At 39.6% G+C, this 19,351-nt stretch carries 13 protein-coding genes; 5 read left to right on the top strand and 8 right to left on the bottom strand.

Annotation, left to right across the window (positions count from 1 at the left end):
* Positions 1-13: 13 nt before the first annotated feature.
* The 4 genes from ABD676_RS03760 to nagA all read right to left on the bottom strand — a co-directional run bounded on the left by ABD676_RS03760 (position 14) and on the right by nagA (position 8,001).
* A complete protein-coding gene (locus ABD676_RS03760) occupies positions 14-1,585 on the bottom strand; it encodes a SusD/RagB family nutrient-binding outer membrane lipoprotein (RefSeq protein WP_344673330.1) in 1,572 nt (523 codons plus the stop codon).
* A gap of 10 nt (positions 1,586-1,595) precedes the next feature.
* The gene (locus tag ABD676_RS03765; RefSeq protein WP_344673331.1) at positions 1,596-4,682 is read right to left on the bottom strand and encodes a SusC/RagA family TonB-linked outer membrane protein; all 3,087 of its coding nucleotides are present in this window, start codon (positions 4,680-4,682) and stop codon (positions 1,596-1,598) included.
* 478 nt (positions 4,683-5,160) lie between these two features.
* Positions 5,161-6,813 carry a glycoside hydrolase family 10-like protein gene (locus tag ABD676_RS03770; RefSeq protein WP_344673332.1) on the bottom strand — a complete coding sequence of 551 codons (1,653 nt, stop codon included), beginning with the start codon at positions 6,811-6,813 and terminating at the stop codon, positions 5,161-5,163.
* Between the two features lie 78 nt (positions 6,814-6,891).
* On the bottom strand, positions 6,892-8,001 hold the full coding sequence (gene nagA / locus ABD676_RS03775) for an N-acetylglucosamine-6-phosphate deacetylase (protein WP_344673333.1): 1,110 nt from the start codon (positions 7,999-8,001) through the stop codon (positions 6,892-6,894).
* A 140-nt stretch (positions 8,002-8,141) separates the two neighbouring features.
* On the opposite strand from nagA, the gene ABD676_RS03780 reads away from it, so the two are divergent.
* The 5 genes from ABD676_RS03780 (at position 8,142) to lipB (ending at position 14,444) form a co-directional block, all read left to right on the top strand.
* Positions 8,142-8,528 (top strand): RidA family protein, encoded by a 387-nt coding sequence (locus ABD676_RS03780; protein WP_344673334.1) that lies wholly within the window; start codon positions 8,142-8,144, stop codon positions 8,526-8,528.
* Positions 8,529-8,741: 213 nt separating this feature from the next.
* A complete protein-coding gene (locus ABD676_RS03785) occupies positions 8,742-9,491 on the top strand; it encodes an SDR family NAD(P)-dependent oxidoreductase (protein ID WP_344673335.1) in 750 nt (249 codons plus the stop codon).
* Positions 9,492-10,342: 851 nt separating this feature from the next.
* The gene (gene recG / locus ABD676_RS03790; RefSeq protein ID WP_344673336.1) at positions 10,343-12,448 is read left to right on the top strand and encodes an ATP-dependent DNA helicase RecG; all 2,106 of its coding nucleotides are present in this window, start codon (positions 10,343-10,345) and stop codon (positions 12,446-12,448) included.
* A gap of 86 nt (positions 12,449-12,534) precedes the next feature.
* On the top strand, positions 12,535-13,725 hold the full coding sequence (gene hflX / locus ABD676_RS03795; RefSeq protein ID WP_344673337.1) for a GTPase HflX: 1,191 nt from the start codon (positions 12,535-12,537) through the stop codon (positions 13,723-13,725).
* 20 nt (positions 13,726-13,745) lie between these two features.
* Entirely contained in the window at positions 13,746-14,444 is a 699-nt protein-coding gene (lipB, locus tag ABD676_RS03800) for a lipoyl(octanoyl) transferase LipB (protein WP_344673338.1), read from the top strand.
* Here lipB and ABD676_RS03805 read toward each other — a convergent pair.
* From ABD676_RS03805 to ABD676_RS03820, 4 genes are all read right to left on the bottom strand, one after another.
* Positions 14,441-15,268, bottom strand: coding sequence for an MBL fold metallo-hydrolase (locus ABD676_RS03805; protein WP_344673339.1), 828 nt, complete (start codon positions 15,266-15,268; stop codon positions 14,441-14,443). The two genes, lipB and ABD676_RS03805, sit on opposite strands and share 4 nt — an antisense overlap.
* Before the next feature lie 114 nt (positions 15,269-15,382).
* Positions 15,383-16,810 (bottom strand): L-serine ammonia-lyase, encoded by a 1,428-nt coding sequence (locus ABD676_RS03810; RefSeq protein ID WP_344673340.1) that lies wholly within the window; start codon positions 16,808-16,810, stop codon positions 15,383-15,385.
* A gap of 95 nt (positions 16,811-16,905) precedes the next feature.
* Entirely contained in the window at positions 16,906-18,612 is a 1,707-nt protein-coding gene (locus ABD676_RS03815; protein ID WP_344673341.1) for a glycoside hydrolase family 3 protein, read from the bottom strand.
* 101 nt (positions 18,613-18,713) lie between these two features.
* The gene (locus ABD676_RS03820) at positions 18,714-19,256 is read right to left on the bottom strand and encodes a TetR/AcrR family transcriptional regulator (protein WP_344673342.1); all 543 of its coding nucleotides are present in this window, start codon (positions 19,254-19,256) and stop codon (positions 18,714-18,716) included.
* Between the last annotated feature and the right edge of the window lie 95 nt (positions 19,257-19,351).

A 19,351-nucleotide genomic window follows, 5' to 3' on the forward strand; every position in this document is an offset into this window, starting at 1 on the left:
ATAATCTAAACTGTTAATAATCCGACAATACAAACCAGAGGGGTTTAATGATATACGTCGGTTCCATTGCCCCCCATTTTTCAAGCTCCTCAGCATTCCACATGTATTCTGAATTATAACGTGGTCTTACGCGATACGTATAATCATTGTGGAATAACTGTACTCCGGAAAGTTGTTCGAATTGTCTGAAAATTATCGGATCATATTTGTATTTCCGCATGTCAACCCAAATGTCGTAACCTCCCCATCCCCATAGAGCAATGTATTTTTGTCCCATAACATCGGTAAGGGTTAGCTCCTCTGGAGTCTGTGCCACCTCTGTAGAGTCCATGTAAGCCTCAATCTCTGGATTCGTTATAACAGTTCTATTCAACGTTTCATCGGCATTCTCATCTCTGATTTGTGTGTATTTATTCACAAAAGTCATGTGCCCTCGGATACCATTTAAGTAAGCCTCATGAGCGATAGATTTTTCCCCTTTCTTCAAAGCCACTTCCGCACGGATGAACTGCATCTGTGAATAAGTCATGATAGGAAAGTCTGTCTTGTTCTTGAACATGTAGAAATTTCCAACAGCAGGAACTGCTGTATTTGCAGCTCTACCATCAGGCATAGCACCCAAATAGATACTATCTGCATTAAATTTCAACATTCTAGATAAACGTGGATCAGAAGAAGATTTTGCTTCATCAATTACATCTCCACGCACACCTCCTGTTAAATATCTTAAGATTGGTGCGCCAGCACGGTTGTAATAGGAACTATTCAACAAAGCTTGATCTTGTCCATATACATTGGAGTTGTTGGAATTCGTACCTGTAAATTTAACAGTCGCATTATCCGCCTCAGAACTGAAGGAAAGTGCTGTATACTTCATTACGGAATCCGCATAGTTCTGAATGAAATCAGGTTTGTTGATATAACGCGCATAATTCATCGCTTTGACCCCGTAAATGAATTTTCTCCAACGCTCCATATTACCGTTGTAGATGTAATCGTATTTGTTTAATAGGGCTTTATTATCCGAGAAACTCTTTTGATCTAAAAAATAAAGAGCAGAATCACACCATAATTGAACACGTTTATAAACATCGGGTTGATCTTTATATTCGAATTGTAACCTTTTTTCTTCATAGGCACCGTCTAAAACAACAGGCCCGTGATAATCGGTAAGTAACTGATAATCGAATGCCTTAATAGCAAAACCAATTGCAGCAAACTCATACTTTTTACTAGCTTTTGCGTCTGCCAATAAGTTCTCTAGATTTTTACCGTGGTTAAAATACACCATACGCCACATTACACCTCCCACATCGCTAATACCACCTGGAAAACTGTGTTGTTCCCAAATATAGGATGCCCGATCAGTAGAGTAGCCTAACATCGCTTGAGTAAACTTGTTGATGATACGCTGATCTTGCCCATAACCATTGGCAATTTGATATATTATTGGTGATAAGTACAATTCTGCAGATACCTCTTGTGGAAAAGAGGGGCTAAAATTGATATCCATAAACTTCTTACAACTTACCCCCGTCAAGGAGAAAGCAGCGATAAGTAGGATTAATATGCTTTTCGTTTTCATAATGCTCGTTTTATAATTTCAACCTTAATCCAAAGTTCACACCTATTGGTCTGGTCATATTACCATAATCAATACCATAACCACCAATACCTCCAATACCAGGTGTGTTCGAGTTAGACTCAGGATCTAAACCTGTATAGTTGGTGAACAACACTAAATCTGTCATCGTACAGAAGAAAGATAAATCCGATTTTGAACCTAAGAAAGGAATCTTGTTTCTTGGCAATCTGTATTCAAGCGTGATATCACGTAATCTCACTGTCCAAATATCCTTTTCAACAAATTTTTCTCCTGTAACACTTGAGTAATAATATCCTGAAGAATAATAAGGTGTAATCGCAATATTATTTGGGGTTGGATTAGCTGTATTTTCCAAACCATCTTCTAATACCCCTTGAACAACACGTGGTTGCTCACGATCTAAAGTCTGGTGACTTAATCCTAAAGTATAAAGACGATAATCTAACAAGTTGTAAACATCTCCCCCAAAACGAGTATCCCACAAGAAATTAAGTGTAAAGTCTTTATAGCGGAATTTATTTACAATACCCAATGTAAAATCAGGAATACGATCTCCTACATAACCAAAAGAAGATTCTGTTGGTAGTAATGGAAGACCAGACTGTGGATTGATCAAGATGTCACCACGATCATTTCTCTTAAATTGTGTAGCGGAAATAGCGCCCATACTTTTACCAATAAATACAGCAGAACGAACACCACCAGTTAACCAGGTATCCGAATCGTAAGTTTCAGGAAGGTCCTTAGCTAATGACTTAACGATGTTTTCTTGTTGCGTAAAGTTGAATGTCAAATTCCATTTGAAATTCTTACGTTCGATTGGAACTACGTTAGCTTGAATCTCATGCCCTTTACTTTCTACTACACCACCGTTGATGGTCTTCAAGATAAAACCAGTAGCATAGCTTAAACGAGGTTGGAAGATCTGGTCAATACTACGACGTCTGTAATGCGTATAATCTAAGGTAAACTTTCTCTTAAAGAAGCTTAGTTCAGTACCAAACTCCACGTCTTCCGTAGTTTCTATGAATAGGTCTGCATTACCACCATAAACGCTATATGCAAAACCACCACCAGAGGTCATTTGAGTCTCCAGGTTTGAACGAGTAGCATAAGAACGGAATGGCTCTTTACCTGTTCTCGAAATGGAGGCTCTTAATTTACCTTCATCTAACCAGCTCAAATTCTCCTTAATGCCGCTGATATCGGTAAAGTTGAAGGCAATAGATGCAGATGGATAGGTATATACTGGATTATTCGGCATTAAACGGGAAGCCCCTTCTACACGTTCCGTAAGTGTTAGGTACAATAAAGACTTATAGCCTATGATCGCTTGTAATCCCACACCGATGTTGCGCTTACGGTCTATGTTGTTCTTCGCTTTTCTTTCCTCAGGATCCGTATTGTTGATGTTATAAAAATTTGGATCATACATTTTTCTACCATACTGCGAATCCGTGTTATAATAATAATTATAAACGTTAGCCGTCAAGTTGGTTTGTAAGCTAAAGTTTTTCTCGAAAAATGAATGTCTTGTTGAAGCTCGGAAAGTTCCCGTCAAGATGTTAGCAGTACGGGTATATACATACATTTCTCCAAGGTCTGGATCACTTGAATTACCTGAACCATTATAAGATTGACCATGGTAAATCTTGAAACCATTGGTAAAAGAATAATCCAAACCAATAGTCGTTTGTAAACTCAACCATTTATTCGGTTTGTAATTAAATTGTGTATTACCTAAGATACGGTTTACATCATCATATGCACTGTTCTTATAGGAATCCCAGAATGGGTTATCCAATTCATTGTAAATATCGGAACTATGCAATACCCGATTACCACCTTCATCAATCCAATCCCGAACATCCCATCTAGGGTTAAAACGCAATAATGTCATTAAATAACCAGCATCCCCTTTATTCGCTTTATCATTATGCGAATCCATATAACTGAATGTGGTATTTACATCAATCTTATTATTAATTTTAGTCGTTCCGGTCAATCTGGAAGTAAATCGTTGATAAGCGGTATTAGGAACCACACCGTAGTTGTCAAAATATTCGTTAGACCAACGGTAAGTTATCGCATCAGAACCACCCTCAATAGTCGCATTGTGCTTATGGTTGAAACCAGTTCTAAAGAAGTTTTGGGCATTGTCCTTAAACAGGTGTTCTCCTTCTTTAAACTTAGGTCCCATAGCATAAGCAGAAGTTCCAGTATATACTCCGTTCGTACCTTGAGAGTATACATACTGACGATCTGGATAGCGATAAGGCTTTTCAATACGACCTGAATAGCTGTAGCTCACTGTTGCTTTTCCTGCTTTACCTTTCTTAGTGGTAATCAAGATAGCACCTCCCGCACCTTGGCTACCATACATAGCAGTAGCCTCTGCACCTTTCATGATGACATAGCTCTCGATATCCTCAGGGTTGATGTCTATCCCACGGTTAGAATAATCGTTCTCCCGGTTTGTACCATCATGGACCATATCGTGCTCATTGACCGTTGAGTTATCCACTGGAACACCATCAATCACGATTAAGGCGTTGTTATCTCCAGAGATGGAAACAAAACCTCTTAATACGATTTGCGCTGATGCACCTGGTAAACCATTTGATGAGTTGACTGTTAAGCCAGGAACACGACCTTGAAGACCATTAAAAAAAGCCTCTCTCTGTGTTTCTGCCACCTCTTCTCCAGAAACCTTTGGCGTAGAATATCCAAGAGATTTTCGATCACGCTCAATACCAAATGCCGTAACTACGACCTCATCGATAGCTGATTTATCCTCACGTAAGGAAACATTCAACGTAGACCCAGTCACTTGACGCTCTGCTGTAACAAAGCCAATCGAACGGAATACCAACGTAGCACCATCAGAAACATTAATCGTGAAATTACCACTGGCATTCGAAGAAGTTTGATTTGATTTGCCCTTCTCTACTATCGTAACGCCCCCTAAAGGTGATCCATCCGGACCCGTCACCTTCCCTGAAACGCTGCGCTGGGCATAGAGATTGGAACTAATAAAAATTAGCCCAATAACGAATAGAAGTAGCCTTCCTTTCATAATTTAGAATTTAGTTGAATAATTTAGTATAGTTTGTTTTTCACCCCCTTTCGGGAAGTAGGTTTGTATCTAAAACAATATTAATAAATAATTCTAAATCTAATGCACTATTTTTAATTTTATTATTAAAAACCGCACAAGACCGCAAGTTAAAACGAACTTTTTTCTCAATAATGTAACATACATCGAAGAAAATTCAGCCTTACTGCATAAATCCGCAACCATTGTTAGTAGACCTGTCATATTCATGCTCCATTGCACGTTTGAGTAACATCCTAGTTCTTTAAAATTTTTCATAAACAAATGTAAATCAACCTATATTAACCAGACTTCATCATATGGTTAATTAAATAGAGTAATTATGTCAAGTAATTTTAAAGTCTCCATCCTATTCATCGCAGCACTTACTTACATCCCTTTGTAACAAAAAAGGCCAAATCTTTCGATTTAGCCTTTCCAATTCTATTTATAACAGCGATTATTCTGTCACTTCTTCTGCTATGTAATCACCTTCATTTCCTAAACGGTCTACTGGTTTAATCGCGATAGCATTTAACTTTTGACCATTCTTTGTTTTAGGGAAACTGAATTCTGTTTGTGGCGCATCAAAGATCTCCACATCCCAAGTGTTTCCATATCGGGCATAAGCTACCCATTTAAACACTTGCTCTGGCTGCTTGTGCAACCATTTCGCAAAGACTGAACTTGTTTGTTTAGTTAACAACAAGGTTGGTTTAAGAATAGGGTTGTGTGCTAACCAAGGTGATGCTGGAACCAATGCCGGTTGACTATATGGTCCTTCATGAAGCGCTTTCAACATAGAAGGGTTCTTTGTCAATCCTGCAATACTCCAGTGAACTGCTCCTGTACTGTTTGGTATAACCTCACGTGTTACTTCAATTTGATTCTTGATCTCTTGAACACGATTAGATGTGGAAACAGCCACCGTATTCAGTCCTGGCCATAAATGGCGCTTATGCGTATTTTCTGATTCCCACCATTTCAACAATGCCGTGAAGCTTTGTTTTGGCGGATTGATTGGCCAATACAGTTGAGGCGTAAAATAATCGATCCAACCCTCATTTAACCATAATTTAGCATCGGCATACAATTCATCATATTGTGATGAACCTGTAACCCCTGCTGGATAACCAGGTTTCCAAATACCAAATGGACTCAAACCAAACTTAACTGCCGGCTTCTCTGCCTTAATTTGGGTATAGATACGTTTAATAAATTTATTAACATTATCACGACGCCAGTCTGAACGGCTCAAATTACCTCCCGATCTGCGGTATGCTGACCAAGTTGCATCATCTGGAAAATCTCCACCACCGTTATACGAAGCATAAGGATAGAAATAATCATCAAAGTGAACACCATCGATATCGTAACGTTTTACAATATCCATCACCACATTGGAAGCATGGTCTTGCGTTTTCTGATTTGCTGGATCAAACCAATACATGCCATTACGTAGACGAACAACATAATCAGATGCCTTATTTACCATGGATTCACTCGTTACCTGGCCACCATTGGAGTGGTGAGCTCGGTACGGATTCAACCATACATGTAATTCTAATCCGCGTTTATGGGCTTCTTCTACCCAAAACTCCAAAGGATCGTAATATGGAGATGGTGCTTTACCAATTGAACCAGTCAAGAAATATGACCAAGGCTCATAATTGGATTTATATAAAGCATCCGCTGAAGGACGTACTTGAAAAATAACTGCATTAAAATTATTCTGCTTCAGCAGGTCCAAAAGCGCAATAGCTTCTTGTTTTTGTTGTTCTGTACTCAGGTTATTCTTACTTGGCCAGTTGATGTTTGCTACGGTTGCTACCCAAGCAGCACGAAACTCTCTTGGAGGTTCAGGAAGATTGGCACGGAACTCTTTCTTTATTGCCTCCTTTATTGCTTCGCTTTTTTTCTTTGCTACATCTGCACCAGGTTTTACTGCTACTTTGTTTTCCTGATCGGTCACTGGAGTTTGTACTTGCGTCCCTTGGGCAACTTCAGCCTTAGGTTGCTCCAATACTTTTGCCTGTTTGTTCTTCGATCCACATGAAGCCATAATCGCTACGGCAAGGATTAAAAAACAAAATTGAAATAATCTTCTATTCATATACACTTATCTGCTAACCTACAAAACTACGGTTTTTATATCCGCAGTTTCAAATTGTAACTCATTCTTTATAGTTCCTTACAGCTCTTCGCCCTCTAAAACAACCGTTTTAACTTTAAAATCTGCATCAAATATTAACACATTGGCAACTGTTCCTACCTCTAAGGTTCCTAAGTCTGTTCGATTAATTAACCTTGATGGATACAGCGTAGCCATCCGCAAGCTCTCATCTAAAGGAATATCCGCCTTTTCTACGCAATTTTTTACGGCTTGCAATAAAGTCAATGCTGAACCCGATAAAGTTCCATCAGGGAGTACATAGTGATCCTCATTCAAGATATGTTTGTAGATTCCTTTTTGACAAGCCGCTACAGCATCTGTAATCAGGAACAAACGCTCTTGCATTGCTTTTTTACTGATCTTAACAGCTTCATAGTCCACGTGAATACCATCGACAATAATAGAAGCGCATGCAGTAGCATGGTTAAATACCGCACCAGGCAAACCAACCTCCCGATGCTGTAAAGGAGACATCGCATTCCATAGATGTGTCGTTGTTGGCACACCATGGTCGAAAGCATGTGTCGCCTCACTATAGGTTGCCATACTGTGACCCGCTGAAAGTAAAATATGCTGCTCATTCAGATAATCCACACAATCCTGTTCCACCAACTCCGGTGCAATGGTCATCATTTTCACCACATCTGAATTCCCATCTAACAAACCTTTCAAAATAGGCACTGTCGCTTGTTGTATCAATTCAGCGGGATGTGCACCTCGCTTCTTGGGATTAAGGAAAGGACCTTCTAAATGTAAGCCCAAAGCTGCTCTTGTTTTTGTGTCACGAAAAACACGAATAGCTTCTTCAAAAACCTCTAAGGTATTTGTAGCCAAAGTAAGCATATAGGAAGTACATCCTTGAGCCAAGAGTTGCTGATCAATGCTGAGCAAAGACTCCTTAGTTAACTCCGAAGAGAAGAGATCAACACCAGTACCATATATCTGAAGATCAATCAGTCCCGGGCAGATATTAGCACCTTGAACATCTCGAATCTGATAATCTTCCGGAATTTCATCTTCCGAAACGATTCCTTCGATATGTCCATTATTTATCAATAATGCTTTGCCCTCATGTATGGAATAGGCATCGAATATTTTCCCGTTGGAATAGGCAAGTTTAAGTTTCATAATGCAAGTTAGTTAATGTTGAGCGTTGTTGAAAATGCCATCCGCTAATCGTATATTTACCCATGAATACTAGGCAGGAATTCTTGTTCTTGGTATTCAAAAAAAATAAAATTGATTAAAGAATTAAACCTGAAAATCTTATGTCTAAGAAAGAAATTTTAAATACCGACAAAGCACCAGCAGCTATTGGTCCTTACAATCAGGCGGTAAAAGCAGACAAAACCTTATATGTATCGGGACAGATCCCATTAATTCCGGAGACCATGGAGTTAATCAATACAGGTGTAGCAGATGAAGCACACCAAGTATTAAAAAACATCGGTGAAATCCTTAAAAATGCAGGTTATGGTTATGAGGATGTTGTGAAGACTTCTATCTTTTTAAGCAGCATGGATTATTTTGCTACAATAAACGAAGTATATGCTGGTTATTTTACAGAAAATCAACCTGCACGTGAAACAGTTGCGGTAAAAACACTTCCTAAAGAGGTAAATATCGAAATCTCTGTAATTGCCTGGAAAGCATAAAAAGAACTTATTCTTTATTAAGAACAAAAGCCGAATATGAAATTGATATTCGGCTTTTTTATTTCTACCCCCCTTTCCATAAACCGCACCTTTTATTTCAATTTTCTCAAAACAATTAAGTGTAAAAAATCCTTTAAGAAAGTAACATCGATCATGGAATTGGAACGATAAAAGGTCGTAATTCGTTAAAAGAAAAACATTAAAACAAATCTTATGAGATTATCAGGAAAAGTCGCCATTATTACCGGAGCAGCTTCCGGTATGGGAGAGTCAATGGCCTATCTTTTTGCTCAAGAAGGCGCTAAAGTAGTCCTAACCGATATACAAATTGAAAAACTCAATATTATTGTTTCGAAAATAAAATCCCAAGGACAAGAAGCTATCGGCATTATGCATGATGTCTCCGATCGAAATACTTGGTTCGAGCAAGTTGTCCCAACTGCTATGGAACATTTTGGCTCAATCGACATTTTGATCAATAATGCGGGTATTTCCGTTCCGAAACCTTTTGAAGAACAAACAGAAGATCTTTGGCAAAAAACATATAATATCAACATTAACTCCATTATGTTGGGCATGCAAGCTGTATTGCCACATATGAAAGAAAAAGGCGGAAGTATAGTCAACATTTCTTCTATATCAGCTTTAACTGGTATGGCAGGTCCAGGTTCCTACACTGCATCCAAAGGAGCAACCTCAGCCATTACCCGTGCTGCAGCTGTTGATTTTGGCAAATACCAAATCCGCGTCAATGCGATCAACCCAGGCTATATCATGACCCCAATGAGCGAACCCCATTTAACGAATCCGCAATACAAAGAATATATCAAATCCATCGTTCCATTAAAAGGTCCCGGTGATGCCATGGACATTGCGCATGCCGCACTATTCCTAGCCTCCGATGATGCCAAATACATCTCTGGCGTTAATTTACCAGTAGACGGTGGAACAACGGTGCAGTAAGATGCCCTGCGGGCGGTATAAAGTATATAGTATTTAGTATTTAGACCTGGGTTGGAATAGCAACTCCACCATAGGTCTAATTACTAAAACTTGATACTAAACACCCTTTTAAGGTGACTATAAAATGTCAAATAACAAACTCTCTAGATAGTACGTTAGGTTGGGGCAGTACTGAGTGAGTTCGAGGAAAGGGATTTATCCCTAACAAGAACGAACGGAATGTCCGCCCGATTTTTGTTTTTAGAGGCAACAGACCAGAGACTTAAGGTATAAAAATATTATCTATTAGCGGGCGATGCATGCATTGCCCCTACAAACAATCGTGAAATTATTGACGATAACAACCATAACTGTAGGGTCGAAGCATGCTTCGACCGCACCTTATCTACCTATATTTCAATTCTTTTACTTATTCTGATGTGCATAGTTGGAAGTTCCTTCATCTTCGCTCTGAGTGGTAAATAACAAATTTGCTATCCTGCCATAGGTCTAACTACTAAATACTCCGTACTAAATACTATTTAAGCTCCAGTTTGCTTGGATACACCTAGGGAATTTCTAGGGATATCGTACGGATCTTATTCGGATCTCGTTCGCTTCTAACCGAACGAGATCCGAACGAGTTCCGAAGGAGTTCCGAAGGAGATCCGAATAAGTATCGAATAAAACCCCTTGAAAGCACCAAGAAATCAGAAAGAATTTCCCATGAAAAACCCAACAAAAGGAGAGGTTATTGAACGGTAAATCGTCTTCATGCTGTCGCATTATTTCAAGGATATCCAAAAACTTGCTGAACGATTATCAAATTTGAAGGATAAGCAGTATTTTCCTTAATTTAGTGGGATTATCTCATGGCTGAACTTTCATTAATTACCCCAATAGACTATTTAAAAGGTGTAGGTCCTCAGAAGGCAGAATTGCTGAAGAAGGAATTGCAGGTATTTAGCATTGGGGATTTATTGCAACAATATCCTTTTCGATATATCGACCGGACGAAATTCCATAAGGTTCGGGAATTGCATTCGGAGATGATCGGCGCGCAGGTATTGGGTCGTTTAATCAGTTTGCAAGAGATTGGTGAGAAGCGAGCTAGACGTTTGGTAGGTCAATTTAAGGATGATACCGGAAGGATGGAATTGGTTTGGTTCCAGAGCATCCCTTGGTTGAAGAAGAGCTTGCAGGTTGGATCTGCTTATATTATTTATGGGAAGCCTTCCGAATTCAATGGGCAACTGTCTATGAGTCATCCAGAGATGGAGCTATACAATCGACAGGCACAACGTATCGGTAACATGACCATGCAGCCTGTTTACTCCTCCACCGAAAAGCTTAAAAAAGCCGGATTAGATACGCGAGGAATTCAGAAACTCCAAGAAACAGCATTACATGCTGTCTTGAGGACTGTCGATGAGACGCTACCTCACTATTTAATTGAAAAACATCAGCTATTGGGACTTGCCCAATCGCTATTGAGCATTCATTTTCCACAGAACGAGGAGATATTGCATGCTGCTATTCGTCGATTAAAATTCGAAGAGCTCTATTTTATACAATTGCGATTATTGCGAAACAAGCAATTGAATACGCAAAAATATAAGGGACATCGTTTTGATCAAGTGGGCGATAAATTCAATCGCTTCTTTAATGATCGTCTTCCCTTTCCATTAACCAATGCGCAGAAGCGTGTGGTAAAAGAAATACGCATCGACTGTAATACCGGCGCTCAAATGAACCGCTTGGTTCAAGGAGATGTTGGATCTGGAAAAACAGTGGTTGCCCTTATGAGCATGCTCTTGGCCATTGATAATGGCTACCAAGCTTGTATGATGGCCCCAACGGAGATTTTAGCTACCCAACATTACCATGGTATTAAATCGCTATTGGGTGATGATATTTGTAATGTACGTCTATTAACAGGCTCTACTCCTGCCAAAGCGCGTCGCCTAATTCATCAAGAATTGGAAGAAGGTACTTTGGATATTCTCATTGGCACGCATGCTTTGATTGAGGATAAAGTGAAGTTCAAGAATATTGGATTTGTGGTTATTGATGAGCAGCATCGCTTTGGTGTGGAACAACGCGCCAAGTTATGGCGTAAGAATGTGATTCCTCCTCATATGTTGGTTATGACCGCAACGCCTATACCTCGAACCTTGGCGATGACCATGTACGGTGACTTGGACATATCCATCATCGATGAGTTGCCAGCAGGCCGTAAGCCAATTAAAACCGTACATTTCTTTGAGAATCAGCGACTCCGTGTTTTTGGTTTTATAAGAGAAGAAATAGCCAAAGGTAGACAGGTTTACATTGTTTATCCACTGATAAAAGAGAGTGAGAAGATGGACTTGCTTTATCTGGAGGCAGGATTAGAAGGATTAATGCGGGAATTTCCATTACCGGATTACCGTATCAGTATTGTACACGGTAAGATGCCTGTGAAGGATAAGGATTTCGAGATGCAGCGATTTGTTAAAGGCGAGACACAGATTATGGTTGCCACGACCGTTATTGAAGTCGGTGTGAATGTGCCGAATGCTTCGGTGATGATCATTGAGAATTCAGAGCGTTTTGGACTGTCCCAATTGCATCAATTACGGGGTCGGGTAGGTCGTGGTGCGGAGCAATCCTTTTGTATATTGATGTCAGGCGACAAATTGAGTCGAGAAGGCAGAACCCGCCTGGAGACTATGGTTCGTACAAATGATGGATTTGAGATTGCCGAAGTAGACTTGCAATTACGAGGTCCTGGAGATATATCGGGCACACAACAATCTGGTATATTGGATATGAAAATCGCCGATTTGGCAAAGGACCAAGCGATATTGAGCGAGGCTAGACAATCGGTCATTCAGCTGTTTCAAGATGACCCTGAATTAATAAAAGCAGAGAATAGACTATTGTATAACTATTTGCATCGTAGTCAGCCCAGTATTTCATGGGATAAAATCTCTTAAAAACTTTACCTTTGTAAACTTGTTCCTAAAAAACAAGGTTCCTCATGGAACCTTTCAGGAATAATGTTTGATCATTAATAACATACATGGCAAGAACGAAAATATATGACACGGCGTTAAAGCCTGAAACAGCGGTATTGGTAAGTGTAATTACACCGGATGTTTCAGACGAAACCGCCAAAGAATACTTAGAGGAACTGGAATTTTTGGTAAGTACAGCTGGAGGAGTAACCAAAGGCATCTTTACACAGAAATTAGCCTATCCGGACCGTGCAACCTTTGTGGGTAGCGGAAAATTGGACGAGATCAAAGAATTCATCAAAGCCGAGGAAATCGATATGGTGGTTTTTGATGATGAGCTCTCCCCTTCTCAATTAAGAAACATTGAGAAATATTTTGAAATCAAAGTATTGGATAGATCCAATTTGATCTTGGATATCTTCGCGAAACATGCACAGACGGCACAAGCGAAGACGCAGGTGGAATTAGCCCAATTACAATACTTATTACCACGATTGACCCGTATGTGGACTCACTTGGAGCGTCAGCGTGGGGGTATCGGTATGCGTGGTCCCGGGGAATCGCAGATTGAAAGTGATAGACGGATGATCTTGAATAAGATTTCCTTATTCAAAGAACGTTTAAAACAAATCGATAAGCAAAATGAAACCCAACGCAAGAATCGTGGCGATATGATTCGTGTGGCTTTGGTGGGTTATACCAACGTTGGGAAATCGACCATCATGAACATGATTTCGAAATCAGATGTGTTGATTGAGAATAAACTTTTTGCAACATTAGATACAACGGTTCGTAAAGTGGTTATTGAAAATTTACCGTTCTTATTATCAGATACAGTAGGTTTTATCCGCAAGCTACCCCATCACCTGGTGGAATGTTTCAAGTCGACCTTAGATGAAGTTCGTGAGGCGGATGTATTAATTCATGTAGTGGATATTTCCCATCCATATTTCGAAGATCATATCATCGCAGTAAATGAGACCTTAAAGGATATCGGTGCGGTAGACAAACCTATCATTACTGTATTCAATAAAATTGATGCTTATAAGCCGGCGGTTGAATTTGATGAAGATGGAGAAGAAATAAAGATTGGGTTAGATGATTTCCGTAATTCCTGGATGGCTAAGAATGCAGATCCGGCAATTTTTATTTCAGCAACGGATAAAATAAATGTAGAGGAGTTGAAGGATAAGCTTTATGAGATTATTGTCAAGTTGCACAATGCTCGCTATCCATACAATAACCTACTTTATTAATTGGAGAGGTATTTTCAAACATGCAAAATAAAGAAGTAAAATTTATAGACTGGGGATTGCAAGATTACCAGACAGCTTGGGATAAGCAAGAAGCAATTTTTGCGGAGACCTTGGCAATAAAGCACGATAACCGGGTTAACAACAGTGAAAACCCAACCCCAAATTACCTTATTTTCACAGAACACCCCCATGTGTACACCTTGGGAAAAAGTGGTCATTTGGAATATTTGCTATTGGATGAAGAGGGCTTAAAAGAAAAGAATGCCACGTTTTATAAAATCAACCGTGGAGGCGATATCACCTATCATGGTCCGGGGCAGATTGTAGGCTACCCTATACTTGACTTGGACAACTTTTTTACGGACATCCACCTTTATCTGCGCACCTTGGAAGAGGCTATTATCCTAACCTTGGCGGATTATGGCATTGAGGCTGGTCGTTACCCAGGATATACGGGTGTTTGGCTGGATGCTGATAATGAAAAGGCGCGTAAGATATGTGCTATGGGTGTTCGGGCATCTCGCTGGGTAACCATGCATGGTTTTGCCTTCAATGTCAATGCTGACCTGAGTTACTTTGGCAACATTGTGCCTTGCGGAATTGACGATAAGGATGTGACTTCCATGGAACGTGAATTGGGCTATAAATTAGACATGGAGGAAGTAAAAGCGAAACTAAAAGGTCATTTGGCTGAACTCTTCGCTATGCAGCTATCCTAAGTATACTGAATGACTCGTATCGACTGATAAGTTATCGTTGTTTGGATATGCTCTTGTTCCACAAGGGAGATTTCAAACAAAGGGGTTGCGCAGCTGCGTAGTGCTACGGATAACTTGATGTCTGAGCAGTGCGGAGCAAACAACTCTTCCACCAGCTCAGGGTGATTATTTTCACCTGAAAGGTGACCTAAAATCAGGTGTTTTACACGATCGGTTTTATGGGCCATAAATGCTTCTAAGGAAATACGGTTAGAAAGGTGACCTAGACCACCACGGATTCTATTCTTTAGGTAATAAGGATATCGACCCTTATCCAACATTTCTTCATCAAAATTAGATTCTAAGAAAATCACATCGGATATTTCAATTGCTTTCTGCACATTAGCACAAATTCTGCCTAGATCCGTTAATACAGAAATATTCAAGTGCCCATCGGTAACCATGAAACTGCAAGGTTCTTGTGCGTCATGGTATTTTGGGATGGCATATATGGAAAGTTCCCCTACGTTGACAATAGAATCGGCCTTAATAAAATTCAACAAGTAATCCGGAAGTTGCAAACGCGAAGATTCGTAGGTACCAACCGTAAGGTATACTGGAATTTGAAAACGCTTGATGAATACCGACAATCCTTGAATATGGTCTGTATGTTCGTGGGTGATAAAGATAGCGTCAATATTGGCTGGGTTAATCCCTAAGCTGGCCATTCGCAACAGCATGTTTTTGGTATTAATACCGATATCGACCAATACGGCGCTATTGCCCTTAGCTATATAATAACTATTCCCATTACTTCCTGATGCTAAAGCACAATATCTGACCATTGTCCAAAGATAAAAAAAGAAGCGCAGAGTCATTTGTAAAAAAGCCTAAACAATTCATTTGCTTAGGCTTTTCTAGGATAGGCTGTTAGTTAGCCTTATATTTTAATTGTTGAATTAACATTCTGGTAAGCTCAGAGGCACCTTAATGGCTAGTCCCCCATCGGCAGTTTCCTTATACTTGACATTCATATCCAATGCTGTTTCCCACATGGTACTTACCACCGCATCTAAGCTTACTTTGGCTTTATCAGGATTTGATTGCAATGCAAGTTGAGCCGCAGTAATGGCTTTGATAGCCCCCATGGTATTTCTTTCAATACATGGGATCTGGACCAATCCACCAATAGGATCACATGTTAAGCCCAAGTGATGCTCCATGGCAATCTCTGCAGCCATTAAAGCTTGTCTTTGTGAACCACCTAAACACTCGGTCAATGCACCAGCAGCCATAGCTGATGATACACCGATTTCAGCCTGGCAGCCACCCATAGCTGCTGAAATGGTAGCTCCCTTCTTAAAGATGGAGCCAATTTCTGATGCTGTAGCGATAAATTGAATGATTTTATCTTCATTATAGGCATCATAAAATGCTAGATAGTATTGAAGTACCGCCGGGATAACACCCGCAGCACCATTTGTGGGTGCAGTTACTACGCGACCAAAAGAAGCGTTTTCTTCATTTACAGCTAAGGCGAAACAGCTCACGCAGTCAAGAATATAACCGAAGTCACGTCCACCCGCGCGAATAGCCTCTAACCAACTGTCGTAATCGGAATAGGTTCTGCCTTTCAGCATTCGTTTATTCAATTTTGCTGCTCGTCGCTCCACGTGTAATCCTCCAGGTAATACCCCATCGGTATGACATCCTTTATAGATACATTCCTTAATGGTATTGAAGATTTGCATCACCCCATCACGAGTCGCTTGTTCTGATCGCCAAGAACATTCATTCTCCAAAACAAGTTCAGAGATTTTCAATCCCGTACGCATACAAGCCACCATGAGTTCCTGTGCTGTATCAATCGGGAAAGGTAAATCAATTTCAGAAAGGACACTTTCGGAATCATTTTCTTGAATGACGAATCCTCCACCTATGGAATAATAGGTTTCTGAAACAGCAGTACCATCCTCTAAGAAAGCCTGAAAAGTAACGGCGTTCGGGTGAAAAGGAAGGCTTTGGTCAAAAAGAAATAAGAGGTTGTCAATGTAACAGAAGTCAATTTCTTTCTGCGCTCCTAAGTTTAATTTTTTATTGGATTTTATGCGTTCCACTTTAGGGACCACATCGTGTACATCAAAGGTTACCGGATCATCACCGCTCAATCCTAAAAGAACAGCGATATCCGTACCATGCCCTACCCCAGTTTTCGCCAAGGAACCGTACAAAAGAATATTGACGGTTTGGACATGGCTCAGCAGATTACGGTCCACCAACACTTGTACGAACCGCTGAGCCGCACGCCAAGGACCTAAAGTATGGGAACTGGAAGGACCAATCCCAATCTTAAACATATCAAAAATAGAAATCTGCTCTTTTGCCATAATTTAATTTATTACAAGCAAAAATAGACTTTCTTTTATCAATAAAAAAGCCAGTAAAAATTACTGGCCTTAAATATGTGTTAAATTTTACTTAACTATAACCCTTTTCCGTATTTCAAATCTTTGGAAATGGTAACCGGTAATTTTCCAGTAGGTTTTAGTTGTTTCAAAACAGCCTTCAAAGCAGCCTTTTGCATAAAGAAATCATTCTGATAAGCCAGCAATACCGATGCACTGCGCATTACATCCACCGAGTTCATCGCGTATGGATTTGTAAACATCACAGAGATCGTTCTTCTACCTGCCAATTTATCAATAAATTTTACGGTTGGCTCATTTAAAACCAATTCGCTACGAGGTCTTGAGCGATTATCGTGGATAGCCAAAACAATTTGTTTATGCTCTCTGATTTCGTTCAATAATTCTTTTAATTGCTCTTCCGTTTCATCTCCCTTGATGAAATATTGCTTATGAGCAGTTAATTGTGTCGTTAATCCAGTCTCAAAATCTTGGGCTTTATCAATACCCACACTTACGATAGCAGTTTCCTTAGTCTTATCGAAACGGTTGATTCCACGATCAGACTTTAATAAGGTAATTGATGCATCAGCCAAGCGTTGTACCAGTGATTGTGCAGAAGGTGTATTTAAATCTTGGTAAAGATTATTTGTATTAACCACTGTTGAGCGGTTTAAACCTAACCAAAGTTTAGCTGCCAATACTTTCTTTACGCGTCTATCGATATCCGCTTGAGAAATACGACCAGTTTTGACAGCATTTTCAATTAAACCGATAGCACGTCCACTATTTTCAGACACCTCTAATAAATCATGTCCAGCTTCGATTGCCATAACATCTGCTTCACCGTTCGGGAAGAATTTCTTCACCCCTTTCATATCCATCGCATCCGTAACTGTAAGGCCTTTAAATCCTAATTCATTACGAAGAAGGTCAGTAACTACTTTCTTGGAAATGGAAGAAGGCATATTTGGGGTATTATCCAATGCAGGAATATTCATGTGGGCAACCATTACCGATGGTGCTCCCTCATTGATCAACTCTTTAAAAGGATAGATTTCCAGGCTTTCCAAACGCTTACGATCGAAGTTCAATTGTGGAAGGTCATAATGAGAATCCACATCGGTATCACCATGTCCTGGGAAGTGTTTAAGCGAAGCTAAAATACCGCCATCTACCATACCGTTCATGTATGCTTTGGATTTTCTAACTACGTTAAACTTATTGTCACCAAAAGAGCGGAAATTGATAACCGGATTTTTAGGGTTGTTGTTGATATCGACAACAGGCGCAAAGTTAAAGTGCATTCCAATGCGTTGGAAATCCTTGGCTACTTGTCTACCCATATCATATAGGAGTTGATTATTTTGAATCGCTCCAAGGGTCATTTGGTAAGGGAAAGAAATCGTTGAATCCGGCATACGCATACCTAATCCCCACTCACCATCAAAGGTGATTAACAAAGGAACCTTACTAACCTTTTGGTAGTTGTTAAACATATTCGCGTGACGAACAGGTCCACCTTGAAATACGACTAATCCACCTAATTGTTCTTTTTCAATGACACGTTGAACCGAGTCAATATATTTTTGTCCCAAGTTGGTATGGGCGCGAACCAAGAATAATTGCGCGATTCTTTCCTTTGGGCTCAAGGTTTTAAAAACCGAATCTACCCAAGCATGATCTTGATTCACAAAGGTGATAAAATCAGGCCTTTTTTGCGCCAATACAGAGGTCGCAACGAATAGGGTAAATAATAAAATAGTTGATATTTTTTTTATCATCACAAATTAGTTTGGTACGAAATAAGGAAATTTTGGTTATTTATGGAAATCTTATTGCGTATTTATGTTTGAAGCTTGCATTAAACATGCACAAAAACGCATTAAATTAAGTGATATTTTTGCTCAATAAGTCTTGCTAACTCTGCTGAATTCTCAATATCCCCACAAGCTTCCTTCTTCCAAAGCATATCAATAATTAGAAGTAAAAATTGTGTTTCAAGTTCTGGATTCTCATAACCTAGCTCCATAAAAGCACGTAATAATATGGGTTGTACAGGCTTAATAAAGAGCTCATGCTGTGTTCTAGAGAAGGAATGATGTGAAAGTCGTTCTTGTAATTTCCAGAAAAGAGGCTCTTCAGCGACCAATTGACTCGGTAGAAGCACCATATTCTTGAGAAAATCCTTAGCACTTTTATAGGACATCATCCCTTTGTGCTGCATCAATACCTTTCGGTATCCGGCTTTAACAATATGCGCCAATAGGGCATCCTTATTTCCAAAATGCTTGAAAATAAGAGCTTCAGAGACACCAGCCTGCGCAGCAATCTCCTTAGTTGATGTGTCCAAATAACCATTTGTCGCAAATAGCTGTAGGGCCGTTTGCCAAATCTTTTCTTTTCTACTTAGGGTTGTTTCTTTCATTTTAACTTAGGAACAAATATATCCTTTTTTCAATTAGCCTGTGAGAATGTATCTTTTTTGTGATTTGCGGATTATATAGAACAGATTTCAAGATT

Source organism: Sphingobacterium kyonggiense, assembly GCF_039536825.1.
Lineage (GTDB): Bacteria > Bacteroidota > Bacteroidia > Sphingobacteriales > Sphingobacteriaceae > Sphingobacterium > Sphingobacterium kyonggiense.